23 protein-coding genes are annotated in these 25,474 nt (G+C 71.4%); 4 read left to right on the forward strand and 19 right to left on the reverse strand.

Features of this window, described 5'->3' with window-relative positions:
- Window positions 1-76: 76 nt before the first annotated feature.
- The 18 genes from IE265_RS03860 to IE265_RS03940 all read right to left on the reverse strand — a co-directional run bounded on the left by IE265_RS03860 (window position 77) and on the right by IE265_RS03940 (window position 20,413).
- On the reverse strand, window positions 77-1,474 hold the full coding sequence (locus tag IE265_RS03860) for an aspartate aminotransferase family protein (protein ID WP_190033876.1): 1,398 nt from the start codon (window positions 1,472-1,474) through the stop codon (window positions 77-79).
- Window positions 1,471-3,438 (reverse strand): 1-deoxy-D-xylulose-5-phosphate synthase, encoded by a 1,968-nt coding sequence (dxs, locus tag IE265_RS03865; protein ID WP_229916018.1) that lies wholly within the window; start codon window positions 3,436-3,438, stop codon window positions 1,471-1,473. The genes IE265_RS03860 and dxs overlap by 4 nt, the downstream gene beginning before the upstream one ends.
- A gap of 30 nt (window positions 3,439-3,468) precedes the next feature.
- The gene (ispG, locus tag IE265_RS03870; RefSeq protein WP_190033877.1) at window positions 3,469-4,650 is read right to left on the reverse strand and encodes a flavodoxin-dependent (E)-4-hydroxy-3-methylbut-2-enyl-diphosphate synthase; all 1,182 of its coding nucleotides are present in this window, start codon (window positions 4,648-4,650) and stop codon (window positions 3,469-3,471) included.
- A gap of 4 nt (window positions 4,651-4,654) precedes the next feature.
- Window positions 4,655-5,677 (reverse strand): adenosyl-hopene transferase HpnH, encoded by a 1,023-nt coding sequence (hpnH, locus tag IE265_RS03875; RefSeq protein WP_190033878.1) that lies wholly within the window; start codon window positions 5,675-5,677, stop codon window positions 4,655-4,657.
- A 5-nt stretch (window positions 5,678-5,682) separates the two neighbouring features.
- Window positions 5,683-6,327, reverse strand: coding sequence for a 5'-methylthioadenosine/S-adenosylhomocysteine nucleosidase family protein (locus tag IE265_RS03880; RefSeq protein WP_190033879.1), 645 nt, complete (start codon window positions 6,325-6,327; stop codon window positions 5,683-5,685).
- Entirely contained in the window at window positions 6,324-8,342 is a 2,019-nt protein-coding gene (gene shc, locus IE265_RS03885) for a squalene--hopene cyclase (RefSeq protein WP_190033880.1), read from the reverse strand. Before shc ends, IE265_RS03880 begins: the two co-directional genes overlap by 4 nt.
- A 127-nt stretch (window positions 8,343-8,469) precedes the next feature.
- A complete protein-coding gene (locus tag IE265_RS03890) occupies window positions 8,470-9,600 on the reverse strand; it encodes a polyprenyl synthetase family protein (protein ID WP_190033881.1) in 1,131 nt (376 codons plus the stop codon).
- Window positions 9,597-11,021, reverse strand: coding sequence for a hydroxysqualene dehydroxylase HpnE (hpnE, locus tag IE265_RS03895; RefSeq protein WP_190033882.1), 1,425 nt, complete (start codon window positions 11,019-11,021; stop codon window positions 9,597-9,599). Before hpnE ends, IE265_RS03890 begins: the two co-directional genes overlap by 4 nt.
- Window positions 11,018-11,158, reverse strand: a complete 141-nt coding sequence (locus IE265_RS39225) for a DUF6380 family protein (protein WP_373302900.1) — start codon at window positions 11,156-11,158, stop codon at window positions 11,018-11,020. The genes hpnE and IE265_RS39225 overlap by 4 nt, the downstream gene beginning before the upstream one ends.
- Window positions 11,158-12,108 carry a presqualene diphosphate synthase HpnD gene (gene hpnD / locus IE265_RS03900; RefSeq protein ID WP_190033883.1) on the reverse strand — a complete coding sequence of 317 codons (951 nt, stop codon included), beginning with the start codon at window positions 12,106-12,108 and terminating at the stop codon, window positions 11,158-11,160. Before hpnD ends, IE265_RS39225 begins: the two co-directional genes overlap by 1 nt.
- On the reverse strand, window positions 12,105-13,007 hold the full coding sequence (gene hpnC, locus IE265_RS03905; protein WP_190033884.1) for a squalene synthase HpnC: 903 nt from the start codon (window positions 13,005-13,007) through the stop codon (window positions 12,105-12,107). Before hpnC ends, hpnD begins: the two co-directional genes overlap by 4 nt.
- A gap of 359 nt (window positions 13,008-13,366) precedes the next feature.
- Complete coding sequence (locus IE265_RS03910; protein WP_190033885.1) at window positions 13,367-14,146, reverse strand: ABC transporter ATP-binding protein; 780 nt, start codon at window positions 14,144-14,146, stop codon at window positions 13,367-13,369.
- Complete coding sequence (locus IE265_RS03915; RefSeq protein ID WP_190033886.1) at window positions 14,139-15,068, reverse strand: ABC transporter permease; 930 nt, start codon at window positions 15,066-15,068, stop codon at window positions 14,139-14,141. Before IE265_RS03915 ends, IE265_RS03910 begins: the two co-directional genes overlap by 8 nt.
- A gap of 97 nt (window positions 15,069-15,165) precedes the next feature.
- On the reverse strand, window positions 15,166-16,047 hold the full coding sequence (locus tag IE265_RS03920) for a glycosyltransferase family 2 protein (protein WP_190034088.1): 882 nt from the start codon (window positions 16,045-16,047) through the stop codon (window positions 15,166-15,168).
- An 8-nt stretch (window positions 16,048-16,055) separates the two neighbouring features.
- Window positions 16,056-16,835, reverse strand: a complete 780-nt coding sequence (locus tag IE265_RS03925) for a CDP-alcohol phosphatidyltransferase family protein (RefSeq protein ID WP_190033887.1) — start codon at window positions 16,833-16,835, stop codon at window positions 16,056-16,058.
- Window positions 16,813-17,874, reverse strand: a complete 1,062-nt coding sequence (locus IE265_RS03930; protein ID WP_190033888.1) for an iron-containing alcohol dehydrogenase family protein — start codon at window positions 17,872-17,874, stop codon at window positions 16,813-16,815. Before IE265_RS03930 ends, IE265_RS03925 begins: the two co-directional genes overlap by 23 nt.
- Window positions 17,862-18,614 carry a phosphocholine cytidylyltransferase family protein gene (locus tag IE265_RS03935; protein ID WP_190033889.1) on the reverse strand — a complete coding sequence of 251 codons (753 nt, stop codon included), beginning with the start codon at window positions 18,612-18,614 and terminating at the stop codon, window positions 17,862-17,864. The genes IE265_RS03930 and IE265_RS03935 overlap by 13 nt, the downstream gene beginning before the upstream one ends.
- On the reverse strand, window positions 18,611-20,413 hold the full coding sequence (locus IE265_RS03940; protein ID WP_190034089.1) for a DUF5941 domain-containing protein: 1,803 nt from the start codon (window positions 20,411-20,413) through the stop codon (window positions 18,611-18,613). Before IE265_RS03940 ends, IE265_RS03935 begins: the two co-directional genes overlap by 4 nt.
- Window positions 20,414-20,703: 290 nt before the next feature.
- Here IE265_RS03940 and galE point away from each other — a divergent pair, with 290 nt between their 5' ends.
- Complete coding sequence (galE, locus tag IE265_RS03945) at window positions 20,704-21,675, forward strand: UDP-glucose 4-epimerase GalE (protein ID WP_190033890.1); 972 nt, start codon at window positions 20,704-20,706, stop codon at window positions 21,673-21,675.
- 225 nt (window positions 21,676-21,900) lie between these two features.
- Window positions 21,901-22,494 (forward strand): isopentenyl-diphosphate Delta-isomerase, encoded by a 594-nt coding sequence (gene idi, locus IE265_RS03950; RefSeq protein ID WP_190033891.1) that lies wholly within the window; start codon window positions 21,901-21,903, stop codon window positions 22,492-22,494.
- A 96-nt stretch (window positions 22,495-22,590) separates the two neighbouring features.
- On the opposite strand, the gene IE265_RS03955 is transcribed toward idi, so the two are convergent.
- Window positions 22,591-23,097, reverse strand: coding sequence for an ATP-binding protein (locus tag IE265_RS03955; RefSeq protein WP_190034090.1), 507 nt, complete (start codon window positions 23,095-23,097; stop codon window positions 22,591-22,593).
- A 467-nt stretch (window positions 23,098-23,564) separates the two neighbouring features.
- Here IE265_RS03955 and IE265_RS03960 point away from each other — a divergent pair, with 467 nt between their 5' ends.
- Together IE265_RS03960 and IE265_RS03965 are read left to right on the forward strand one after the other, a co-directional pair.
- Window positions 23,565-24,104, forward strand: a complete 540-nt coding sequence (locus IE265_RS03960) for an ArsR/SmtB family transcription factor (protein WP_190033892.1) — start codon at window positions 23,565-23,567, stop codon at window positions 24,102-24,104.
- Window positions 24,101-25,396 (forward strand): MFS transporter, encoded by a 1,296-nt coding sequence (locus IE265_RS03965; protein WP_190033893.1) that lies wholly within the window; start codon window positions 24,101-24,103, stop codon window positions 25,394-25,396. Before IE265_RS03960 ends, IE265_RS03965 begins: the two co-directional genes overlap by 4 nt.
- Window positions 25,397-25,474 lie beyond the last annotated feature (78 nt).

The following is a 25,474-nucleotide window of genomic DNA, read 5'->3' on the forward strand; positions in this document are numbered from 1 at the left end:
CCCGGGACGCCCCCACGACAGCCTTGAACCACCCGAGGTCCGCGACGGGCCGCGCCGGCGCCACGGTCGGCGCCCGTCAGCGGTTGGCGACCGCCTGCTTCACCAGCGTCCTCCCGAAGTCCCACATCAGGCCGCCGCCGCTGTGGGCGTCGTCCATGACGGCGGTGAAGGCGTCCACGAACCGGTCGACGTCCCCCTCGTCCACGACCAGCGGCGGAATCAGCTTGATCACCTCCAGATGGTCGCCGGAGACCTGGGTGAGGATCCGGTGCCGCTGGAGCAGCGGCACGACCACCATCTGTGCGAAGAGCCCCTTGCGCGCCGCCTGGAGCATCGCCCACCGGCTGCGCAGTTTCAGCGAGGTGGGGCGGCCGAACTCGATGCCGATCATCAGCCCCCGGCCGCGCACGTCGCTCAGCAGCTCGTAGGTGTCCACGAGGGCCGCGAGCCGGGACTTCAGCCGCTCGCCCGTCGCGCGCACGCCCGCCACGATCTGCTCGTTCTCCATGACCGAGAGGACGGCCAGGCCCGCCGCCATGGCCTGCGCGTTGGCCCCGAAGCTCGCGGAGTGCACGAGCACGCGGTCCATCGAGGAGTAGACCTTCTTGAAGATCCAGTCCTTGCCGAGGGTGGCGCCCACCGGCACATAGCCGCCGGACAGGGCCTTCGCCACGCACACCAGGTCGGGCTCGACGCCCTCCTCGTGCTGGTAGGCGTAGAAGTCGCCGGTCCGGCCGAGGCCGGTCTGCACCTCGTCCGCGATGAGCAGCGCCTTGTGCCGGTGCAGCAGTTCCTGGGCGGCGCGCAGGTACCCGGGCGGCGTCTCGTGCACCCCCTTGCCCTGGATCGGTTCGACGATCAGCGCGGCCACGTCGCCCTTCTTCAACTCCCGCGCCAGGGCGTCGAGATCGCCGAGCGGGACCGCGGTGTCGGGCAGCAGCGGCGCGAAGCCGTCCCGGAAGCCGTCCTCGCCGTTGACGGACAGCGAGCCGGTGGTCAGGCCGTGGAAGGCGTGCGGGCAGTAGAGGATCCTCGGCCGGCCGGTGGCGTACCGGGCGAACTTCAGCGCCGTCTCGACGGCCTCGGTGCCGCTGTTGCCGAAGAACACCCGGTCCAGGTGCGGGCTGTGCGTCAGCAGCCGCTCCGCCAGCAGCCCGGGCAGCGGCTGGCAGTCGAAGCGGGTGAGGTCGGCGAGTCCGGCGTCCAGGACGTCGTGCAGCGCCTTGCGGACGACGGGGTGATGGCGGCCGAGGCCCATCACCCCGAACCCGGCGAGCATGTCCAGGTACTCGTTGCCGTCCGCGTCCCAGAAGTACGGGCCCTCGGCACGCTCGTAGACCTTGTCGAAGCCGATCGTGTGCAGCATGCGCGGCAGCTGGTGGTTCAGGTGCTTCGCGTGCAGCTCGTAGCGCTCGGCCCCCCGCTCGGCGAGCAGGCCCGCGAGATCGAACTCGGGCGGCTGGCTGGTGCTCATTCCTGTTTCTCCTTGGACACGTGCTCCTTCGCGGCCCGCTTCCGGGCGGCGCGTTCCTCGCCCGCGGCTCCGGCCGCCGCGCCGGCCCGGCCCGCCCCGCCGGCGGCCAGGCTCGCGCTGATCCGCCCCGCGACCTCGACGGGCGTCAGCCCGATGTCTGCGAGCACCTCGCCGCGCTTGGCGTGCGCGAGGAACTGCTCGGGAATGCCGAACCGCCGTACGGGCACGTCGACATCGGCGTCACCGAGGGCAAGCGCGACCGCCGCGCCCACACCGGAGGCCCGGCTGTTGTCCTCGACGACGGCGACCAGGCGGTGGTCCCTCGCGAGTGCCGGCAGCGCGGGGTCGACGGGCTTGACCCAGCGCGGGTCCACGACCGTGCAGTCGATGCCCCTGGCCTCCAGCAGCTCGGCCGCCTGGAGGCAGACGGGCGCCATCACGCCGACGGCGACGAGCAGCACCTCGGGCCGCTCCGCGCGGTGCAGCACGTCCATGCCGCCCACCCGGCCCACCGCCGGGAGCGCCGGTCCCACCGACTCCTTGGGGAAGCGGATCAGGGTCGGCGCGTCGTCCACCGCGACGGCCTCCCGCAACTGGGCCCGCAACTGGTCCGCGTCGCGCGGCGCCGCGATCCTGAGCCCCGGCACCACCTGGAGTACGGACAGGTCCCACATGCCGTTGTGGGAGGCGCCGTCGACGCCCGTGACCCCGGCGCGGTCCAGTACGAAGGTGACACCGCAGCGGTGCAGCGCGACGTCCATCAGCAGTTGGTCGAAGGCGCGGTTCAGGAAGGTCGCGTACACCGCGACCACCGGGTGCAGTCCGCCGGTCGCGAGCCCCGCCGCGGACACCGCGGCGTGCTGCTCGGCGATGCCCACGTCCCAGACCCGGTCGGGGAACCGCTCGGCGAACTTCCCGAGGCCCACCGGGTGCAGCATGGCCGCCGTGATGGCCACGACGTCCGCGCGCTCCTCGCCGATGAGGGCGATCTCGTCGCCGAACACCGAAGTCCAGGAAGGGCCGTTGGAGGGTGCCAGCGGCTCGCACGTGAGGGGGTCCATCACCCCGACGGTGTGGAACCGGTCCTCCTCGTGCGCGAGCGCGGGTTCGTATCCGCGTCCCTTCTCGGTCAGGCAGTGGATGAGCACGGGGCCGTGGAAGCGCTTCGCCCTGCGCAGCGCCGACTCGACGGCGCCCAGGTCGTGACCGTCGATGGGCCCCACGTACTTGAGCCCCAGGTCCTCGAACATGCCCTGCGGCGCGAACGCGTCCTTGAACCCCTTCTTCGCGCCGTGCAGCGACTCGTAGACGGTGTTGCCCACGACGGGCGTGCGCTGCAGCACCTCCTTGCCCCACGCGAGGACCTTCTCGTAGCCGTCGGTGGTGCGCAGCGTCGCCAGGTGGTTGGCGAGCCCGCCGATGGTCGGCGAGTACGAGCGCTCGTTGTCGTTCACGACGATGATCAGCGGCCGGTCCTTGGCGGCCGCGATGTTGTTGAGCGCCTCCCAGGCCATGCCGCCGGTCAGCGCGCCGTCGCCGACCACCGCGACGACGTGCCCCTTCTCCCCCTGCACCTGGTGCGCCTTGGCCAGCCCGTCGGCCCAGCCGAGCGCGGTGGAGGCGTGGCTGTTCTCGATGACGTCGTGCTCGGACTCCTCGCGCGAGGGGTAGCCGGACAGGCCCCCCTTGCCGCGCAGCTTGGAGAAGTCCTGACGGCCTGTCAGAAGTTTGTGCACATAGCTCTGGTGGCCGGTGTCCCACAGAATGCGGTCGACGGGCGACTCGAAGACCCGGTGGAGCGCGATGGACAGTTCCACCACCCCCAGGTTGGGGCCCAGATGCCCCCCGGTCCTGGCGACCGCGTGCACCAGGAACTCCCGGATCTCGTCGGCCAGTCGACCGGTTTCCGCCTCGGACAGCGCCTTCAGGTCGCGTGGTCCCCGGATGCTCTCCAGAATCGTCACGCTCGGGCCCCCTCTCGGTCCGTGCTGCCTCTACCTCACAGTGACGGCGGGTTTCCCCGGCGCTGTGACCTGCGGCTCGCCCGAGGCGATGCCGTCCGCCCGCATCTGCTCGGCGATCTTCATCGCCTCGTCGATGAGGGTCTCCACGATCTTCGACTCGGGAACGGTCCTGATGACCTCGCCCTTCACGAAGATCTGCCCCTTGCCGTTGCCGGACGCGACCCCCAGGTCCGCCTCCCGCGCCTCTCCCGGCCCGTTGACGACGCAGCCCATGACCGCGACGCGCAGCGGGACCTCCATGCCCTCCAGCCCGGCCGTGACCTCGTCCGCCAGCTTGTAGACGTCGACCTGGGCGCGTCCGCAGGACGGGCAGGAGACGATCTCCAGACGGCGCTGCCGCAGCCCCAGTGACTCCAGGATCTGCATGCCGACCTTGATCTCCTCGGCGGGGGGAGCCGACAGGGAGACCCGGATGGTGTCGCCGATGCCCTCGCTGAGCAGCGCGCCGAAGGCGACGGCGGACTTGATGGTGCCCTGGAACGCGGGGCCCGCCTCGGTCACACCGAGGTGCAGCGGATAGTCGCACTGCGCCGCCAACTGCCGGTAGGCGTTGACCATCACGACCGGGTCGTTGTGCTTGACCGAGATCTTGATGTCACGGAAGTCGTGCTCCTCGAAGAGGGACGCCTCCCACAACGCCGACTCCACCAGCGCCTCCGGCGTGGCCTTCCCGTACTTCTGCAGCAGACGCCGGTCCAGCGAGCCCGCGTTCACCCCGATCCGGATCGGGGTGCCGGCGTCCTTCGCCGCCCGCGCGATCTCCTTCACCTGGTCGTCGAACTGCTTGATGTTGCCCGGGTTGACCCGCACGGCCGCGCAGCCCGCGTCGATCGCGGCGAACACGTACTTCGGCTGGAAATGGATGTCCGCGATCACCGGGATCTGCGACTTGCGCGCGATCGTCGCGAGCGCGTCCGCGTCGTCCTGCGTCGGACACGCCACCCGCACGATCTGGCAGCCCGACGCCGTCAGCTCGGCGATCTGCTGCAGCGTGGCACCGATGTCCGACGTACGCGTCGTCGTCATCGACTGCACCGACACGGGCGCCCCGCCGCCGACCGCCACCGGTCCGACCTCGATCCGCCGCGACACGCGGCGTTCCGCGATCGGCCGGGCCAGCACCTCGGGGAGGCCCAGGGAGATGGCGGTCACGCCGTCACCCGCGGCTTCCGGAGACCGTCTCGCGGGCCGCCCGCAGGGACTCCTTCAGGGAACCCATGGTGGCCAGGACCGCGGTCGGCTCGTAGCCGCAGTGCGCCATGCAGTTCGCGCAGCGCGGGTCCTTCCCCCGGCCGTAGGAGTCCCAGTCGGTCTCCTCGATGAGCTTCTTGTACGTCGTGACGTACCCGTCGCTCATCAGGTAGCAGGGCCGCTGCCAGCCGAAGAGCGAGTAGTTCGGGATCGCCCACGCCGTGCACGGGAAGTCGACCTTGCCCTCCAGGAAGTCCAGGAAGAGCGGCGAGTGGTTGAGCCGCCAGCGCAGCCGGTTGCCGCCGGCGAAGGCCTTCTTGAACAGTTCCCTGGTCTGTTCGACACCCAGGAAGTGCTCCTGGTCGGGGGCCTTCTCGTAGGCATAGGCGGGCGAGATCATCATCTCGTCGACCTTGAGGTCGTCGTTGAGGAAGTTGAGCACCTCGATGATGGTCTGCGGGGTGTCCGTGTTGAAGAAGGTCGAGTTGGTGGTCACCCGGAAGCCGCGCTTCTTGGCCTCCTTGATGGCCGCCACGGCCTCGTCGAACACACCCTCCTTCGCCACGGACTCGTCGTGCCGCTCGCGCAGCCCGTCGATGTGCACGGCGAACGCGAAGTAGGGCGACGGCGTGAACTTGTCCATCTTCTTGCGCAGCAGCATGGCGTTGGTGCACAGGAAGACGTACTTCTTCCGTGCCACCAACTGCCGCACGATCTCGTCGATGTGAGGATGCATCAGGGGCTCGCCGCCGGCGATGGACACCATCGGCGCGCCCGATTCGAGCACCGCGCCCACGGCCTGGGCCACCGGCATGCGCTGCTTGAGCACACCGGCCGGGTGCTGGATCTTCCCGCATCCCTCGCACGCGAGGTTGCAGGCGTAGAGCGGCTCCAGTTCGACGATCAGCGGAAACTTGTCCCGCTTGCGGAGCTTCTGTTCAAAGAGATACGTCGCGACCTTGATGGTCTGGCGGAGCGGCATGGCCATCTGGCTCACCTCCGAGGGAGCAGCAAAGAACGGTGCCATTCATGGAAAGCAGGAAGAACGGCACGAAGAACGCGGAAAGCCGATATTCCACCGCGTACCGTGCCGATCCGGACCAGTTCATGTTCTGGAGCGTCCACGACCACCCGGACGGCCGCAACCGGGCGGACGCCCGCCCTGACGGCGCTGCGGAGCGTGGCCGCCGACTCCATGTCGACCGCGATCGCGCCGGTCGCGAGCAGCTCGGACCGCTCGTGACCGCGGACGACATGATCGGAGCCGGTCAGCGGCCCCGTGTGGACGGTGCGCCCGGGAGCGGCACGCACCAGTGCCTCGACCAGGAATCCGGCGCCCACGCACGGTGTGACGCCCTGCGGGTCCCGGGTCTCCTCGGCGACGACCAGGTCCCCGGGGTGCATGCCCGGGGCCAGCCCGGCGCAGAAGCCCGTGGCCAGCACCGCCGCCCCGCCGAGCGCGGGTGAGGCGAGCGCACGGGTCACGGCACGTTCGGCCGACTGGGGGCCCATGCCCGTGCGGAGCAGGGTGACCGGGCCTCCGGCACCGCCCCGGTCGCCGCCGGTGCGCAGGGCGAGGTGCTCGATGCCGAGCGCACAGGCGATCAGCAGCGGTACGGCGCCCGGCGCCGTGCTCATCGGCCCGACCTGCCGAAGGAGCCGAGCCGTCCGGCGAGCGGTTCGCCGTGCACGTACCGGCCGAGCGCGGTCAGCGGGAAGACCTGCCGGTAGAGGTGGTAATTGATCGAGAAGTCCCAGGGGAACCCGGTCCCGGTGAAGTACGGCTCGTCCCAGGAGCCGTCCGCCGACTGGGTGGCCGCCAGCCAGGAGACGGCGCGCTCCACCGCCTTGGACTCCCGCTCCCCGGCCGCCAGCAGCGCGAGCAGCGCCCAGGCGGTCTGCGAGGCGGTCGAGGCGCCGCGCCCGCTCCACTCGGCCGCGTCGTCGTAGGAGCGCAGGTCCTCGCCCCAGCCGCCGTCGTCGTTCTGCACGGTCTCCAGCCAGGCCACGGACCGGCGGATCGCGGGATGCGAGCCGGGCAGTCCGGCGGCCACCAGCGCGGGCACCACCGACCCCGTTCCGTAGACGTAGTTGACGCCCCAGCGCCCGAACCAGGAGCCGTTGGCCTCCTGTTCGGCGAGCAGCCACTCGATGCCCCGTCGGGTGCGGGGATCGTGGGCGAGCCCTTCGGCGGCCAGCATCTCCACGACGTGCGCGGTGACGTCCGCGGACGGCGGGTCGATGACCTCGCCGAAGTCGCAGAACGGCAGCCGGTTGGGGAAGGGGCTGGTGTTGTCGACGTCGAAGGCGCCCCACCCGCCGTTCTTCGACTGCATGCCCAGAGTCCAGCGCACCCCGCGCCCGATGGCCTTGTCGAGCCGCTCCGGGTCGTGGTGCTTGACGCGGCGCAGCGCGAGCGCCACCTCCGCGGTGTCGTCGATGTCCGGGTAGTTGTCGTTGTGGAACTCGAACGCCCAGCCACCGGGCGGCAGTCCGGGTCGTTTGACCGCCCAGTCGCCGGGGCGGACGATCTCCTCCCCCAGCATCCAGTCCGCGGCCTTGACCAGCTGCGGATGGTCGGCGGGCAGCCCCGCGTCGGCGAGTGCGATGGTCGCGAGGCAGGTGTCCCACACCGGCGACTGGCAGGCCTCGATCATCCGGGCCCCGTCCTCGCGCCAGATGGCGAACCGGTCCAGGGACTCCAGCCCGGCGCGCATCACCGGGTGCTCGAGGTCGTAGCCGAGCAGGTGCAGCGCGATGACGGAGTACACGGCGGGCGGTTGGATGCCGCCCCAGCAGCCGTCGTTCTCCTGCCGCTCGATGATCCAGCGGGCGGCGGTGTTCATCGCGGCCCTGCGCAGCGGCCCGGGTGCGACCTTGCGGTAGGCGTGCAGCGCCCTGTCGAGCCGCTGGAAGGCGCCGTCCCAACTCGCCACGGGTGCCAGGGGCCTGACGGGGCTGGGGTCGGCGGGATCGGCGTGCAGTTCGTCGAGCGCGAACGGCGCGGGTCTCACCGGCCGCTTGGCCGAGACCACGGTGAGCGGCACGATCGTCTGGCGGGCCCAGCACCCGAAGTCGTAGATGTTGAGCGGGACCCACTTCGGGAGGTAGATCAGCTCGGGCGGCAGCTCGGGCAGGTCGTCCCACTTCCACCAGCCGAACAGGGCGAGCCAGATCCGGGTGAAGACCCGGGCCGAGGCGATGCCGCCCTGGTCGCGGACCCACGCGGACGCGCGCGCCATGTGCGGCTCGTCCGGGGCGTCCCCGGCCAGCCGCAGGGCGACGTACGCCTCGATGGTGGTGGAGAGTGCGCCCGGCCCGCCGAAGAAGGTGGCCCAGGTGCCGTCCTCGCGCTGTTCGCCGCGGATGAAGAGCGCGGCGGCCCGGGTGGTCGACTCGTCGCGGATGCCGAGGAACTGACGGAGCAACAGGTCTTCGGCGTCCATCGTGACGTTGGTCTCGAGGTCGCCCTTCCACCAGCCCTCGGCGTCCTGCGAGGCGAGCAGGAAGTCGGTGGCACGCTGTATGGCGTGCGCCGCGACGTCTCGGACATCGGCCGTGCCGGCCGCCGCGGAGGTTGTCGTGTCGGTTTCGCTGGCCGAGGCAGCGCGGGGCGGCAGGGCTCCGGTGCTTCCGTCGGTCGTCGCTGTCATGGCTTCCCCTTCGTGCAGGATGTCGTCTGCTGTGGGTCCGCCGTCGGCCGGTGCGTTCGTTCGGATGGGTCCCCCGAGGGGGAGGCACCGGCCGGCGACTACGCGAGGTTTATTCGACCGATAGTGATCATCTCTTTCGGACGACGACGAAGTCGGCGAGCTCGACGAACTGGGCCCGTACCTGGTCCGGCATGTGGATCGAGTCCAGTGCCTCGATGGCGATGGCGTGCTGGCGGCGCGCCTCCCCGGCGGTCCACTCGCGGCCGCCCGCCTCCTCGATGAGGGCGGCGCGCGCGGCGAACTCCTCCTCGGAGAAGGTCTCGAAGTCGCTGCTCCTGGCGTCCGCGGCGAGCAGTTTGCCGAGGTGCTCGGAGGCGGGTCCGCCCGCCGCGAGCGCGGCCACGACCGGCAGCGACTTCTTGCGCTGGCGCAGATCGCTCCACGTCTGCTTGCCGGTGGCCTCGGGATCGCCCCAGATGCCGAGCAGGTCGTCGACGGCCTGGAAGGCGAGGCCGAGGTGGTAGCCGTATCGTTCCAGCGTGTCCGCGGTGTGGTCGTCGGCGCCGCCGAGCACCGCGCCGATGGAGCAGGCGCAGGCGAGCAGGGCGCCCGTCTTGTTGCCCTCCATCTCCAGGCACTCCTCGACGCTGACCCGGTCGCGGTGCTCGTAGGAGATGTCCTGCGCCTGGCCGTCGATCAGGGCGCGGGTGGCGGAGGTGAGGCGGCGCGTGGCGCGGCCGGCCTCGACGGTGCCGATCTCCAGGAGCAGCTCGTTGGCCAGCGCGAACAGGGCGTCGCCGACGAGGATCGCCTGCGCGGGCCCGTGCACCTTCCACACGGTGTCGCGGTGGCGGCGCTGCTCGTCGCCGTCCATGAGGTCGTCGTGCAGCAGCGAGAAGTTGTGCACCAGCTCGACGGCGACGGCCCCCGGTACGCCCACCTCCGGAGCCGCGCCCGTGACCTGCGCCGACAGGACGGCGAGGGCGGGGCGGACCGCCTTGCCCCCGTCTCCGTCGGCGGGCTTGCCGGCGGCGTCGATCCAGCCGAAGTGGTAGGCGGCGACCGTGTCCATCGGGGGCGCGAGGCGGTTGATGGCCGCCCTCAGCACCGGAGTGGTCAGGGTCCGGCCGCGCTCCAGGAGCGCGGTCACGTCCACCGCGTCGGCAGTCGTCGATGCCGGGGGCACAGTGGGCACAGTCTCTCCTCTTGTTGCGATACGGGGGGTGCGGGCGCCTGCCGCGCTCAGATCGAGCGTCACGCCGCCTCCTCGAAGAGTTCGAGGAGGTGGTCGCGGGGCCGGCCCAGCGCGCTCAGCGCGGCATCGGCCGCACTCACGCCGCTGCGGACCGCACTCTCCATGGTCGCGGGCCACCCAGTGGCGGTCCACGAGCCGGCCAGGTACAGGCCGGTTGCCTTGGTACGGGCGCCGGGCCTCAGCCGTCCGACGCCGGGGGCGGGAGCGAACGTCGCCGTGCGCTCCCTGGTGACGAAGAAGTCCAGGACCTCGGCGCCGCGGGTGGTGGGCAGCAGCCGCTCCAGCTCCGGCAGGTACCGCTCGCGGAGCACGGCGACGGGTGCGTCGATCTCGTCCTGCGCCGCGGACTGCGACAGCGCGAGGTACTGCCCGTGCGCGAGCCCGGAGGCCTCGGTGCGGTCGAAGACCCACTGCACCGGGGAGCCGAGCGCGGCGAAGAACGGCCGGGCGAGGACCTTGCGGTCGTAGACGACGTGGATGTTGAGGATCGGCGCGGTGCCGATGCCGAGCAGCCGTTCCGGTGCGTCGATCGCGCCCTCGGGCAGCAGGTCGTACGCCTCGCGCTGGGGTACGGCGAGCACGACCGCGTCCGCGTGGATCGTCTCGCCGGGAACCTCCACGCTCCAACGCCCGTTCGCCTGAGGGGAGATGGAGGTGACTCGTGTCCGGAGTTCGGTTCGGACGCCCGCGGAGTCGAGCGCCTTGCGGGCGAGAGTGTCGTGCAGTTCGCCCAGCGGGACGCGCGCCCAGCCGATGTCGGCGGCACCCGGGTCGGACAGCAGACCGGTCTTGAACACCATCGCGGCGAGCCCGAGCGACGTGTCGCCGGCCACCGCGTTGAGGGTGGCGACCCCCACGAGGTCCCACAGTGCCTCGACGGCACGCCGCGACTGGCCGTGCTCGGCCAGCCAGCCGCCGAAGTCCCGGGCGTCGAGCGCCGGGTCCGCGAGGTCGAGCCGTTTCAGCGCGAGGGCGGCACGGCCGACCTTGGCGCGCTCGGCGAGCGAGAGATGGGGATAGGCCGCGAGGCTTCGTGCGAGATGCAGCGGCACGGGCAGCGCGCTGCGGCCGATTCTGCCGAGCCGTCTTCCCGGTGGGGCCTGCGCGTCGAGGACGGGCAGGGCGAGACGATCCTGCAGGGGTGCCAGTTCGGCCCCGTCGACCCGGTCGAGGAACCAGCGGTACGCGGTGCAGCAGCGCAGGTAGACGTGCTGGCCGTTGTCGACGGTGAGCGCGCCGCGCCGGAAGGAGAAGGCGAGGCCGCCCAGGCGCGGCCTGCCCTCCAGGAGGGTCACACGCACGCCCGCGTCGGCGAGTGCCAGCGCGGCGGTGGTCCCGGCGAGGCCTCCGCCGACCACTACGGCCGTGGCGGGCCGTGTCGGCCGCTCCCCGTCGAGCCCTCCGGCCTGTGCGGTGTCGTTCATCGTGCGCCCTCCCCCGAGGCCCCGCCGTGCCGGTGGAACGCCGCACGGCGGGCTGTTGAAGTCTGGGACGCCGTCCCCGACCGGAGGGTTGCGCGCCGTTTCATCGGACTTGTGTCGTCCTGGCCGACGGTGTCCATCAGGCACGCCTCCTGAGGGTCCGACGGGAGATGTTCCGGCTGTCCAGTCCGGACAGCCCGCGCACGGCGACGTAGGCCTTCTCGCGTCCGGGCAGGGAGACGCGGCCGCGCAGAACGGCCTCCGGCTCCCGCTCGATGCGGTCGAGGAGCCGGCGGTAGATGCCGGCCATGGCCGCGACGCAGGCTCCGCTGCGGCGGTCCAGCATGGGCAGCAGCCGGTACCCCTCCGCGAACAGCGCGCGGGCCCGTCGCACCTCGAAGTGCACGAGACCCGCGAAGTCGGAGCCCTCGGGCGGTCTCGGTCCGTCGAACCCGGCCGAGCAGCCGAACTTCGCGAGGTCGTCCGCGGGGAGATAGGTTCGTCCGCCCTCGGCGTCCTCGCGAACATCCCTGAGGATGTTGGTGAGTTGGAGCGCGAGCCCGAGCGTGTCGGCGTACTCCGGCGCCCGCTCGGTGCCGCGCGCCCCCGGTTCGGTTCCGAACACGCCCAGCGAGAGGCGGCCGATGGCTCCGGCGACACAGCGGCAGTAGACCTTCAGGTCGTCCCAGGTCTCGTAGGTCTCGCCGCGGACGTCCATGAGGACGCCGTCGATCAGCTCGTCGAGACCGTCGAGCGGGACCGGGAAGTGCTCGGCCGTGTGGCTGAGGGCGACGGCGACCGGATCGGTGTCGTCCTCCTCCACCGCGCCGGCCCGGACCCGGGCGAGCAGCGCCCGGGTGTCCTCCAGCCGCGACGCCTTGACGTCGGGCGCGAGCGCTCCGTCACCGATGTCGTCCACGCGTCGTGAGAACGCGTAGAGCGCCGACATGGCGCGGCGTCTGGGCGTCGGCAGCAACCTGATGCCGTACGCGAAATTGCGGGCCTGCTGCCCGGTGATCGCCTCGCAGTAGCTGTAAGCGGCGAGTACCGGTGCGGACGCGCGCTGTTCCGACTCCACGGTCCGGATCACCCCTCTCCTCGCAGAGTCACTCCCACCGCGCGCAGCAACTGGATCTTGCTGGGCTTCGGCGGGCCGGGAAGTACGTCGTATTCGGCGGCGGCGATCGCCTTGATCGCCGCCCTTCCCCCCGCCACGAACCCCGCGAGCAGCAGCCTCAGCCTGCCGTGGACGCTACCCACCAGGGGGGTGCCTTCATTCAGGAGGTTCCGGGCGCGTTCTGCTTCGTATGCAACCAGTGCGCGCACCGATGCGCCTGCCGTGGGCGTGGCGAGATCCGCTTCCTGGACGTGAAAGCGCTTCATGTCCTCGGCGGGAAGGTAGATGCGGTCGCGGCCGAGGTCCTCGGCGACGTCCTGGAGGTGCTCGACGATCTGCAGCGCGGTGCACACGGCGTCGGAGCGGCGGATGCGCTCGGGGGTCGCGGTCCCGGTGACGGCGAGGACGAGCCTGCCCACGGGGTTGGCGGACAGCTCGCAGTAGGCCAGGAGGTCGTCGTAGGTCTCGTAGCGCCGGACGAGCTGGTCCTGCCGGTTGGCCGCGATCAGGCCGAGGAAGGGCTCGGTGGTGAGGCGGGAGCGCCGTACGGTCGGCTGCAGGCGACGCAGGATCGGGTGGCGGGGCGTCCCGTCGAAGACCCTGAGCAGGTCGGCCTCGAAGGCGTCCAGGAGGACCGTGCGGTCCTCCGCGGCCTCGGGCGGGACGCCCAGGAGGCGGGCGTCGGCGCCGCCGGGCGCCAGGTCCCCGTCACCGATGTCGTCGACCAGCCGCGCGAAGCCGTAGACCGCCATGAGGTCGGTGCGCCAGGCCCTGGGCAGGAAGAACGGCGCCACGGGGAAGTTCTCGTCCGTGGCCTTGGCGAGGGTGTCGCGCTCCGGGTCGCCGGCCCGCGCCTTCCCGGCCGGGGTCATCGTTCGCTGCCCGGACCGGGGACGGCACACGCACAGCGGACCTGGAGAGTTTCCGTAGCCATTGCCGTCACGTCTCCCGTTCTACACTGCTGACCCAATTCAGACTATTTCGGACACGCCGCTCGGACGCCCGTGCTATGGACCCTATGCCGGGTGTCGCGCATTATCGCCCTACTTGCCGCGAATCAGCACCGGTACAGCTTACGTTGTACAACCCGACATGCCTCGTCGGGGTGTCCCGCGCATCACAACAACACACCGATTGGAGTCAAGATTCCTACAGGCGCCCGGAGTTGGCGTTTCCTGTGCAGACGCAAGGCCCCGTCGAACCGTTCCGACGGGGCCTTGGGCGAATCGGGCTACTTGCCCGTGAACTTCTCGTATTCCTTGAGGACCTCGTCGGTCGGGCCGTCCAGGCGCAGCTCGCCGCGCTCCAGCCACAGGACACGGTCGCAGGTGTCACGGATCGACTTGTTGTTGTGACTGACCAGGAACACCGTGCCGGCCTCCTTGCGGAGCTCGCGGATCCTGGCCTCGGAGCGCTTCTGGAACTTGCGGTCGCCGGTGGCCAGCGCCTCGTCGATCATGAGGACGTCGTGGTCCTTGGCCGCCGCGATGGAGAACCGCAGGCGGGCGGCCATGCCGGAGGAGTACGTCCGCATCGGCAGGGTGATGAAGTCGCCCTTCTCGTTGATCCCCGAGAACTCGACGATGTCCTGGTAGCGGGCCTTGATGTCCTCACGCGTCATGCCCATGGCGAGACCGCCGAGGATGACGTTCCGCTCGCCGGTCAGGTCGTTCATCAGGGCCGCGTTCACACCGAGCAGCGAGGGCTGACCGTCCGTGTAGACGTGCCCCTGCTCGGCCGGCAGCAGTCCGGCGATGGCCCGCAGCAGGGTCGACTTGCCGGAGCCGTTGGATCCGATCAGGCCGATGGCCTCGCCGCGGTAGGCGATGAAGGAGACACCCCGCACGGCGTGCACCTTGCGCACGCCGCGCTCCTCGCCGCGCTTGAGGATGCGGCTCAGGGCCGCGGTGGCACTGCCCTTGCCCGTCTTGGCGCCGTTGACGCGGTAGACGATGTGCAGCTCGTCCGCGATGACGGTGGGGATGCGGGTGTCGGTGATCTGCTCAGCCACGGCCGTAACGCTCCTCAGCCTTCCAGAAGTACACGAATCCGCCCACGGCGGCGAGGAGGGCCCAGCCGGCCGCGACCGCCCACACGTGCGGGGGCAGGTTCTCGGCGCCGTATCCGTCGATCAGCGCGAAGCGCATCAGGTCCATGTAGATCGCGGCGGGGTTCCACTGCAGGACGTCGGCGATCCAGGCCGGCTTCCCCTCCAGCATCACCGGGATGGAGAACATGACGCCGGACGCGTACATCCACGTACGCAGCACGAACGGCATGAGCTGCGCGAGGTCCGGGGTCTTCGAGCCCATCCGCGCGAAGATCATCGCGAGACCGGTGTTGAAGAGGAACTGCAGGGCCAGCACCGGGACTATCAGCAGCCAGGACAGCTGCGGGTAGCTGCCGAAGCCCACGGACACCACGAACAGCACGATCATCGAGAAGAGCAGCTGCTGGAGCTGCTGCAGCGAGAACGAGATCGGCAGCGCGGCCCGCGGGAAGTGCAGCGCCCTGACCAGGCCGAGGTTGCCGGAGATCGCCCTGACGCCCGCCATCACCGAGCTCTGCGTGAAGGTGAACACGAAGACACCCGTCACGAGGAACGGGATGTACACCTCGCGCGTGAAGCCCCGGTCGGCCTCCAGGATGAGGCCGAAGATGAGGAAGTACACCAGCGCGTTCAGCAGCGGGGTCGCCACCTGCCACAGCTGGCCGAGCTTGGCCTGGCTGTACTGGGCGGTGAGCTTCGCCTGCGAGAAGGCGAGGATGAAGTGACGCCGTCCCCGGAGCTGGCGGACGTACTCGACGAGTCCGGGCCGGGCACCGCTCACGGCCAGCCCGTACTTGGCGGCGAGGTCCGCCGCGGAGAGCCCTTCATCGGGGGACGGAGGGGCGCTCACCGCGACGCCGCCGTCGTGCGTTGTCTCACTCACAAGTGGAAACTTTCGTCCTCAAGATGCGCAGCCTGGTCGGGCATAGGCAGGAGCCAGGGACCGGGATACGGCCCGAATGCTCTCAGACACGAGCTTGTCAGATGACAGGAGGTCGGCCCAGTCGGGTCAGGCGCCACACCGTACGCCACTTCATCGGGCGCCGGGGACCGCACGGGCTGGTCCAGCCCTCCTTGAAACCGCCGAACCAGGCCGCGAGGGCCGGTCGTGACGGACGGCGGACGAGCGTCAGCAGCATCCACACGCCGAGGTACACCGGCACCAGCGGGGCGGGGAGGTTGCGGCGGGCGAGCCAGACCCGGTTGCGGGCGACCATCCGGTGGTAGACCGCGTGCCGCGAGGGCGCCGTCGTCGGGTGGTTCAGCACCATGTCCGAGCGGTAGTCGATCATCCAGCCCGCGTCGAGGGCACGCCACGCGAGGTCGGTCTCCTCGTGGGCGTAGAAGAACTCGTCCGGCAGCCCGCCCACCTCGCCCAGCACCTTCGTACGGACGGCGTTGGCGCCGCCCAGGAAGGTGGTGACGCGCGAGTTGCGCATCGGGTCGGAGGCGCGCAGCCGCGGCACGTGGCGGCGCTGGGTGATGCCGGTCTCGGGGTCGGCGATCCGGAAGCTGATGATGCCGAGCTCCGGGTCGGCCTCGAAGGCCGCGCGGCACAGCTCTGCCGTGTCGTGCCGTTCGAGCAGGCCGTCGTCGTCCAGGAAGAGCAGGACGTCGACGTCGCTGCCGCCGGGGCCGAACGCCTCGATGCCGACGTTGCGGCCGCCCGGGATGCCGAGGTTCTCCGGCAGCTCGACGGTCCGCAGCCCCGGTACGACACCCTCGACGTCCGGCACGGGCGAGCCGTTGCCCACCACGACCACCCCGACCGGGTCGCCGTCCTGCTTGGCGACCGAGTCGAGGAGGGCACGGAGCTCGTCGGGGCGGTTGCCCATGGTGATGATCACCGCGCCGACCTTCATGGAGGTGCTCATTTCAGCCTGCTCGACGCGAGGATGGACACCAGGTGCAGCAGGGTCTGCAGGAGGGCGATGCCCGCCAGCACGGCCACACCGAGGCGGGCGAAGAACAGATCGCCCCTGATCGTGTCCAGGACCGCGAGGAGGAGGATCAGCAGGGACGCCTCGACTCCGAGGACGAGCCGGTGGAACTTCAGCGCGGCGGCGGCCCTGCGGGCCAGCGCCATGCCGGAGGACCGCGGCTCGGAGGCCGACTCCTGGACGGGCGGCTTGCCCGTCTGGTGGCGGGCCACGCCGACGAGGTCGGTCTCGGCCTTGATCAGGATGGCACCGAGCGCGGCCAGCGTGCCGAGGAAGGCCCACAGCCAGTCGATCCGGCCGGAGCCCCACAGGTCGGAGGCGCGCAGGCCGAAGCCGACGAGGACCGCCGCGTCGCACAGGTAGGCCCCGACGCGGTCCAGGTACACCCCGCCGAGCGAGTACTGCTTCTTCCAGCGGGCGATCTCGCCGTCGACGCAGTCGAGCAGCAGGTAGAGCTGGACCATCAGCACGCCGAGCAGCGCGCCCGGGATCCCCGGCACCAGCAGCGCCGGGGCGGCGAGGACGCCGCAGACGGTCATCAGGTAGGTCAGCTGGTTGGGCGTGACCCGCGTGTTCACCAGGTGCCGGTCGATGCGCAGCGAGATCTCGCGCATGTAGAGCCGGCCGGCCCAGTGCTCACCGCTCCGCCGGTCCTTCACCCCCGGGGGGTGAACGACCGGGCGGAGTTCAGCTACCGATGGCTTTTGCATAGTCGGCGTATGCGTCCCTGATCTGGTCGGTGGAGAGGTCGAGGTGTTCGAGGATCGTGTAGCGGCCCGGCCGGGTCGTCGGAGCGAACTCCACGACCTGGACGAACTCGTCCACGGTGAAGCCGATCTCCGCCGGCAGCACGGGAAGCCCGTGGCGGCCCAGGACCTCGGCCATGTAGGCGGACTCCTCGTGGGCCCCGCGCAGGTGCATCGCGAAGGCCGCGCCCAGGCCGCACTGCTCGCCGTGGCTGGCTGCGCGCTTGGGGAAGAGCAGGTCGAAGGCGTGGTTGATCTCGTGGCAGGCCCCCGAGGCGGGACGCGAGTCGCCCGCGACCGACATGGAGATGCCGGTGAGGACCAGGCCCTCCGCGAGCACCTGGAGGAAGCCGTCGTCGCCGACGCCGCCCGGGTGCCGCAGTACCGCCTCGCCGGCCTGGCGGGCCATCGCGGCCGCGAGGCCGTCGATCTGCTCGCCCTTCTCGCGGTTGGCCAGTTCCCAGTCCGCGACCGCGGAGATGTTGGACAGGGCGTCGCCGATGCCGGAGCGCACGAAGCGGACCGGTGCCTCACGGATCACGTCGAGGTCGATGACCACGGCGATCGGGTTCGGCACTCCGTAGGAGCCGCGGCCCGCGTCGTTGTCGAGGGTCGCGACCGGCGAGCACAGGCCGTCGTGCGAGAGGTTCGTCGCGACGGCGACCAGCGGGAGGCCGATCCGGGCCGCGGCGAACTTCGCGCAGTCGATGATCTTGCCGCCGCCGAGCCCCACGACCGCGTCGTAGTGCTGCTTCTTCATGGCGTCGGCGAGCTTGATCGCGTCGTCCAGGGTGCCGCCGCCGACCTCGAACCAGTCCGCGCCCGGCATCGCCGGGGTCAGCCGCTCGCGCAGCCGGGCGCCCGAGCCGCCGCTGATGGCGACGGCCAGCTTGCCCGAGTGCGAGATGCGCTGGTCGGCGAGGACACTCGCCAGGTCGTCCAGGGCTCCCGGGCGGATGTCGACGACGACCGGCGAGGGGATGAGCCTCGTCAGTACTGGCACGCGATTTCACGTCCCTTGGCGAGGTCGTCGTGGTTGTCGATCTCGACCCACTTGACGTCGCCGATGGGGGCCACGTCGATCCGGAAGCCGCGGTTCACGAGCTCCTGGTAGCCGTGCTCGTAGAACTGCTGCGGGTCCGTCTCGAACACCGTCTTCAGGGCGTCGGCGAGCTCGTCGGCCGCGTCGCCCTCGATGAGGGTGACGCCGATGTACTCACCGGTCGCCTCGGCCGGGTCCATCAGCTTGGTGATCTTCGTCATGCCGCCCTCGGGGCCGACGACGACCTTCATCTCCTCGTCGGCGAGGGACTTCACCGTGTCGAGGGCGAGGATGATCTTCTTGCCGTCGCCGCGGGCGGCGAGCAGCGTCTTCTCGACGGAGACCGGGTGCACGGTGTCGCCGTTGGCGAGGATCACGGAGTGCTTGATCGCGTCACGGCCGCACCACAGGGAGTAGGCGTTGTTCCACTCCTCGGCCTTGTCGTTGTCGATCAGCGTGATCTTCACGCCGTACTTCTGCTCCAGCGCCTCACGGCGCTCGTAGACGGCCTCCTTGCGGTAGCCGACGATGATCGCGACCTCGGTCAGGCCGATCTCGGCGAAGTTGCCGAGGGTGAGGTCGAGCACCGTGATGCTGTCCTCGTCGCCTTCGGGTCCCACCGGCACCAGAGCCTTGGGCAGGGTGTCGGTGTAGGGGCGCAGACGCCGTCCGGCGCCGGCAGCCAGCACGAGGCCGATCATGCGGGTTCTCCTTCATCGTGTACGGCGGGTGCGCCGCGCCTGTGGGCGGTCACCCAGAAGCGGATGCTCTCGACGAGCACCAGCAGTGCCACGGCCACGGCGAGTGCCGTGAGCGCGACCTTGAAATCTGTGGCGGCGAGCAGCGCGGCCAGGACGGTGACCAGCAGCGTCCTGCCTTCGTGCCCGCCGATCGCACGCACCAGCCAGTACGGCGGCGCGCCGGCGTTGCCGCGAATGCGGTACACCGTGTCGTAGTGATGGTAGGCGACGGCCGCCACCAGTCCGAAAGCTGCCGGAAGGGCTCCGTTCACGTCGGCCTTGGCGGCCAGTACGAGTACGGTCCCGTATTCCGCGGCCCGGTAGAACGGCGGAACCAGCCAGTCGAGGGCGCCCTTGAGCGGCCGCACGAGAGCCGCCGGCGACAGCAGTACGTACACCGCCGCGCCCAGGACGGGCAGCCAGCTTCCGTAGGGCGCGAGCCAGGCCGTGAGCACGGCGACGGCTCCGGCGGCGAACGCCGTGACCGGGGCGGGCACCCCGCGCAGGACTCCGCGCAGCGGGCCGGTGAGGGCGTGCGCGAGCGGTCCCGAGTCGGTGAGGTCGAGCAGCGCGGCCGCGGCCCGGTCGGTGCGCCGCGCCTTGCGCGTCAGGGAGCGCAGCAGGCGGCCCGCCGTCGTGTAGCAGGCCGCGAGGGCGCAGCCGACGAGCAGCGCGTAGAAGGTGATGCGGGGCGTGGTGAGCGCGGTGAGCACCGCGATCATCGCCCAGCGCTCACCGATGGGCAGGACGATCATCCGCCGCACCCAGACCGTCCAGCCGACGCTGTCGAGCTTGTCCGACAGGGCGGCGGTGGGACTGGTGTTGGTGGACGTGCTGTCGACGTTCGCCTCGTTGAAGGAGAAGTCGACGACGTGCCGGCAGGTCTGCAGGACCATCGCGCCGAGGGCCAGCGCCCACACGTCGTCGCCCCCGCGGGCCGCGCCGAGCGCGAGGCCTGCGTAGTACGCGTACTCCTTGGCACGGTCGAAGGTCGCGTCGAGCCAGGCGCCGAGCGTGGAGTACTGCAGGGAGTAGCGGGCGAGCTGGCCGTCCGTGCAGTCGAGGACGAAGGAGAGGAGGAGCAGCACTCCCGCCGCGACGAACCCGGTGCGGGTGCCGGTCGCGGCGCAGCCCGCCGCGATCAGCGCGGTGATCAGCGAGGCGGTGGTGACCTGGTTCGGGGTCATCCCCCGGCGGGCGCACCAGCGGGCGAGGTAGCGGGAGTAGGGACTGATGCAGTACGTGGTGAAGAAGCCGTCGCGGGACTTCACGGCGGTCCTCAGCCGGATCGCCTCGTCGTCGACCTGCGAGACGGCCTGCCGGGCCTCGTTGCGGGCCTGCGGGTCCCTCGGGACCTCGGCCACGAGGTCGCCCAGCTCGGGGCGGTGCAGATCGCTGTCGAGCACGTCGGCGACGTGGTCGGCGAGGATGCCGACCACGACGGAGCCGTTGGACGCGTCGCCCGAGGTGGTGCGCAGTGCCTTGGTCAGCGCCGGGCGGGCGGCCGGGCGGGCGGTGACGGCGCCGGGGATGGCGGCGGCGTCGAACCGGGGGTCGGTCAGGCCGAGGCGCAGCGCGTGGACGTGGCCCACGAAGCGGGCGTCGACGACGGCGACCCGTTCATCGGCGGGCACGGCGGCGAGGAGCGTCTCGGCGTCGGCCGCGTCGGAGGCGGCCCGCACGTCGAAGCCGAGGGACCGCAGATCGCCCTCGAGCGGCGACCCGGGGACCGGCTGACCGGTGAGGATGGCGGTCGACAGACGAACTCACTCCTCTGGGTTCCGGCGTGCACGACGCCGGGCATGTGCGTGGTGGGGGCGCCCCGGACCGGGGACGGCCGGGCGGCATGTCGGCAGAGGCTATCGGATGATGGGAACGGGCCGTTCACCGCCCGTTCATGGCCCGATCAGCACCGTCTGAGCGGCCGTTCGCCGAGATCATCATCGTGGATCCGGGTCCCGCGCGACAAACCGCGGACCATTCCCGACCAATTCACGGCATAGCTCCCGCGCCGATACGGACCGGGCCGTCCGGCATAGGGTGGGCGCCCATGACATGGCTGATCACAGGCGGAGCTGGATACATCGGAGCCCATGTGGCGCGGACCATGGCCGGGGCCGGGGAGCGCGTCGTGGCGCTCGACGACCTGTCGGCCGGGGTTCCCTCGCGGCTGCCCGACGGCATTCCCCTGGTCCGGGGCTCCTCGCTGGACGGGGAGCTGCTGAAGCGGGTGTTCGCCGAGCACGCGGTGACGGGTGTGGTGCACCTGGCGGCGCGCAAGCAGGTCGGCGAGTCCGTGGCCCAGCCCACCCGTTACTACCAGGAGAACCTCGGCGGCCTGGCGACGCTCCTGGAGGCGGTGGCCGGGGCCGGCGTCGAGCGCTTCCTCTTCTCCTCGTCCGCGGCGGTCTACGGCAATCCGGATGTGGACCTCATCACGGAGGACACCCCGTGCGCGCCGATGAGCCCCTACGGCGAGACGAAGCTCGCCGGTGAGTGGCTGGTGCGGGCGGCGGGCCGCGCGCACGGCATCTCGACCGTGTGCCTGCGCTACTTCAACGTGGCGGGCGCCGCCGCGCCCGAACTGGCCGACACCGGTGTCTTCAACGTGGTCCCGATGGTCTTCGACCGACTCACCCGCGACGAGGCCCCGCGGATCTTCGGCGACGACTATCCGACGCCGGACGGCACCTGCGTACGCGACTACATCCACGTCGCCGACCTCGCCGAGGCGCACCTCGCGGCTGCCGGGCGGCTGGCGTCGCCGGGCGCGCGGGGCGATCTGACGGTGAACATCGGACGCGGCGAGGGTGTTTCCGTACGCGAACTCGTGACCCTCGTCGGCGAGGTCACCGGCGACGCACGGGCCGCGCTCGTGGAGCCGCGCCGCCCCGGCGACGCCCCGCGCGCGGTGGCCTCGGCGGCACGGGCCGCCGAGGAGCTGGGCTGGACCGCTCGGCGCGGGATGCGCGAGATGGTCGAGTCCGCCTGGCAGGGCTGGCGGCTGCACCACTCCCTGTGACCGGGCGGGGCCGGGCGGGCCCCGGACCCGTCTGACCTCGAACGTTCGTGCGGTGATCCCGGCGGGCACGATCAGGTGTCCGAGCCCGCGCCGCATCCTGCCCGCGTACGCCGTGATGTCCGGTTCGCCCACGACGGAACCGGACATGCGGGACTCCGCGTGATGCCGGATGTGCCTGTCTCATACGGCAGACTTGAGGCTTGAAGACCGATGCGAAGGATGGGTATGCCGATCACACCTGCCACCGCGACGCACAGCTCGTCGAACGGCACCGCCGAAGCCATCTTGCTCGAATTGGTCGACGAGGACGGCGTCACGATCGGCACGGCTGAGAAGCTCACCGCCCACCAGCCCCCGGGGCAGCTCCACCGGGCCTTCTCGGTGTTCCTCTTCGACGAGCGCGGCCGGCTGCTCCTCCAGCAGCGGGCACTCGGCAAGTACCACTCCCCGGGCGTCTGGTCCAACACGTGCTGCGGCCACCCGTACCCGGGAGAGGCCCCCTTCGCCGCGGCCGCCCGGCGGACCCATGAGGAGCTGGGGGTCTCACCTTCGCTGCTCGCCGAGGCGGGCACCGTGCGCTACAACCACCCGGACCCGGAGTCGGGCCTCGTGGAGCAGGAGTTCAACCACCTCTTCGTCGGCATGGTGCAGTCGACACCGCGGCCCGATCCCGAGGAGGTCGGCACGACGGCGTTCGTGACCGCGGCCGAACTGGCGGAGCGGCACGCGAAGGACCCGTTCTCGGCGTGGTTCATGACCGTGCTGGACGCCTCGCGGCCGGCGATCAGGGAACTGACGGGCCCGGCCGCGGGCTGGTGACGACCGCCGCGCGGCGGCGTGGAACCGCGGGCCGGCCCGGGCCGGTCGCGCGGTGGGCCGCGCCTCGCGGTGGGCGGGGAGCGGACTTCCGCGCCTTCAGAGGAGTACGGACTTGAGCGGCAGGGCGGACCAGATCACCTTGCCGCCGCTCGCGGTGTGCTCGACGTCGCAGACACCGCCCGCCTCCCTGGTGACCTCGCGGACCAGCAGCAGGCCCCGGCCGCCGGTCTGGCCGTGGTCCGCCTCCAGGGCGGTCGGCCGGTAGGGGTGGTTGTCCTCGACGGAGACCCGCACCCACTCGGCTCCGACGGCGACCTCCACGGCGAGCATCGGGGAGAGCACCGCCGCGTGCCGGACGGCGTTCGTGGCGAGTTCGGAGACGATCAGCAGCAGCCCCTGGACCGTGTCGTCCGAGACGGGTACGCCCTGGCGGGCCAGCAGGTCACGGACTGCGTGCCGGGCCTGCGGCACCGAGGCGTCGACGGCGGGGGCGGTGAACCGCCAGACTCCCTCGTACGGCAGTGGGCCGGGCGGTCTCGCCTCGGGAAGCGCCGCCCCGACGTCCTCAGGGCGTGGGGCGGGCCCCCGCCCGTGGTCGTCCATCGTCCGGTCGCCACCCTTGCGCTCGATTGTCACCACACGTCGAGTGTTGGTAACTCACCGGCCCGCACCGGATAACTGAACAGAAGTCAGCCAGTATCGGCGATTCCTGATCAGTCACGACCGAAAAAGTCGTCAGAACGACAGAGCCTGTGCGGCGCCTGGCGCATCCGGAACTATTCGGGTTGTACGTGTTTGATCCGAGACGAGCCGGACGATGTGCCGTGACCGAACGGGCCCGCCCCGCGCACGGGCACGAGCGCCCGGACGCGACGGGTGCCGCCCCGACCGGCCCCCGACCGGCCCCGGACCGGTCCCCGCACACGAGCCGGTCCGACGACCAGCGGGGCGGCGACCAACGGGGCGGCGACAGGCGCCAACTCATGCGCTGCGCACCGGAGAAGAGGTTCCCGAAACTTCGCGCGGCGCCCCCCTTGCCCAATGGTCAAGAATCGTTGACCATTGCTCCCATGCCTGCCGACGATGTTCCCGAGACCTTCCACGTCACCACCGACGAACAGTTGCGCGCCGTCTCCAACCTCACGCGCCACCGGATCATGGCCGTGCTCCGCTTCGAGCCCGCGACGATCACGCAGATCGCCGAGCGGCTGGGTCTGGCGAAGGGGAGCTCCAGCTACCACGTACGGCTGCTGGAGCGGGCCGGCCTGGTGAAGGTGGTGCGCACGCGGAAGGTCCGCGGGGTCACCGAGCGGTACTACGCGATGGCCGCGCGGTCGATCGAACTGCCCGATCCGGGCGTGGGCGGACCCGACGTGCTGATGCGGCACGCGGTCGCGGACCTGGAGGCGTCGCCGGCCGACGGCGAGCGGCACGTGCGGATGGCCCATCTGCGGCTCACCGGCGAGCAGTTCGCGGAGCTCGGGGCACGACTGGAGGCCCTGGCGGACGAGTACCGCGCGTTGTCCGACCCGGCTCTGCCGGACGTGTCGCTCGTCTTCGCGCTGTTCCGTCCGGCAGCGCGCCCGCGGACCGAGGGGGACGCCAAGTGACCTCAGCCGTACGTGAGTTGCCGACCGGATTCGGACGGCTGTGGACCGCTCAGACGGTGTCCTCGCTCGGCGACGGGGTGACGCATGCCGCGCTGCCGCTGCTCGCGCTGACGTTGACGCGGGACCCGATGGCGCTCGCCGTCGTCACGGCCGCCGGGACGCTGCCGTGGCTGCTCTTCGGGGTGCTCGGCGGTGCGCTGGTGGACCGCTGGGACCGCCGGCGCACGATGTGGGTCGCGGACACGGCGCGTGCGGCGCTGCTCGCGATACCGGCGGCGGCGGCCGTGCTCGACGTGCTGAGCATTCCCCTGCTCGCGGCCGTCGCCTTCCTGCTCGGCCTCGGCGGACTCTTCTTCGACACGGCCGCCGCGGCCTACCTGCCGGATCTGCTGCGCCGCGATCCCGCGCTCCTGGAGCGCGCCAACTCCCGCCTGCGCGGCGCCCAGACCGCCATGTCCGGCTTCGCGGGACCGCCCGCGGGAAGCGCGCTGCTCGCACTCGGGCGGGCGGTCCCGCTGCTCGCCGACGCCGTGTCGTTCGCGCTCTCCGCACTGCTCGTACGGACGCTGCCCGCGACACCCCGGCCCGTGCCGGAGGTCCGCGAGTCGCTGCTCCGGCAGGCGCGGTCCGGGGCCGCGTACGTCTTCCGGAACCGGTTGCTGCTCGGGCTCGCGCTCCGCCCGGCGGTCGGGAACGTGGCCTTCCTCGCCGTCGAGACCGTCCTCGCCCTGTTCGCGCACGACCGCCTCGGCATCGACACCTACGGCTTCGGACTGCTCCTCACGGCGGAGGCCACCGGCGGCCTGCTCGGGGCTGGCATCGCCTCCTTCCTCGGCCGACGGCTCGGCACCGGCACCGCGCTGACCTGCACCGCCGCTGTCGAAGGGCTCGCCATCCTGGGCCTGGCCGCCTCCTCCGACCCGTACACGGCCGGACTGGCGCTCGCCGTCTGCGGGGCGGGCATGGGCGCCACGATGGTGCTCGGCCCCTCCCTCCGGCAGACGATCGTCCCGGCCCACCTCATGGGCCGGGTCGCCTCCACCTCCCGCATGCTGGCGATGTGCGCCGCCCCCGTCGGCGCCTTCCTCGGCGGCTGGCTGGCCACCGCCCACGGCATCCGCACCCCGCTCTACGCCGCCGCCGGCCTCCTCCTCGCGATGACGGCCGTCACGGCGTCCATGACCAGCAACCGCCGGGTCGAAGCGGCGCTGCGCGCCGCCGCCCCGGCGGGCGGTCCGGACCACCCGGCGTCCGACGCCCCGGTCCGGCAGGACGCACCCGACCCGTCGTGACGCGGCGCCCCGCGGCACCGCGCGGGTCCGCGGCACCGCGCGGGTCCGTGGCGCCTCGGGGCCGACGGGCGGCCGGTG

The sequence above is a fragment of the Streptomyces fructofermentans genome (assembly GCF_014651055.1).
GTDB classification, from domain to species: Bacteria; Actinomycetota; Actinomycetes; order Streptomycetales; family Streptomycetaceae; genus Streptomyces; species Streptomyces fructofermentans.

Coding starts and splice junctions, on each gene's coding strand:
- IE265_RS03860 (WP_190033876.1), bottom strand. CDS start 1,474: ATGAGCACCAGCCAGCCGCCCGAGTTCGATCTCGCGGGCCTGCTCGCC.
- hpnH (WP_190033878.1), bottom strand. CDS start 5,677: ATGGCCATGCCGCTCCGCCAGACCATCAAGGTCGCGACGTATCTCTTT.
- IE265_RS03880 (WP_190033879.1), bottom strand. CDS start 6,327: ATGAGCACGGCGCCGGGCGCCGTACCGCTGCTGATCGCCTGTGCGCTC.
- shc (WP_190033880.1), bottom strand. CDS start 8,342: ATGACAGCGACGACCGACGGAAGCACCGGAGCCCTGCCGCCCCGCGCT.
- hpnE (WP_190033882.1), bottom strand. CDS start 11,021: ATGAACGACACCGCACAGGCCGGAGGGCTCGACGGGGAGCGGCCGACA.
- IE265_RS39225 (WP_373302900.1), bottom strand. CDS start 11,158: ATGGACACCGTCGGCCAGGACGACACAAGTCCGATGAAACGGCGCGCA.
- hpnC (WP_190033884.1), bottom strand. CDS start 13,007: ATGACCCCGGCCGGGAAGGCGCGGGCCGGCGACCCGGAGCGCGACACC.
- IE265_RS03920 (WP_190034088.1), bottom strand. CDS start 16,047: ATGAAGGTCGGCGCGGTGATCATCACCATGGGCAACCGCCCCGACGAG.
- IE265_RS03925 (WP_190033887.1), bottom strand. CDS start 16,835: ATGCAAAAGCCATCGGTAGCTGAACTCCGCCCGGTCGTTCACCCCCCG.
- IE265_RS03935 (WP_190033889.1), bottom strand. CDS start 18,614: ATGATCGGCCTCGTGCTGGCTGCCGGCGCCGGACGGCGTCTGCGCCCC.
- galE (WP_190033890.1), top strand. CDS start 20,704: ATGACATGGCTGATCACAGGCGGAGCTGGATACATCGGAGCCCATGTG.
- idi (WP_190033891.1), top strand. CDS start 21,901: ATGCCGATCACACCTGCCACCGCGACGCACAGCTCGTCGAACGGCACC.
- IE265_RS03955 (WP_190034090.1), bottom strand. CDS start 23,097: ATGGACGACCACGGGCGGGGGCCCGCCCCACGCCCTGAGGACGTCGGG.
- IE265_RS03960 (WP_190033892.1), top strand. CDS start 23,565: ATGCCTGCCGACGATGTTCCCGAGACCTTCCACGTCACCACCGACGAA.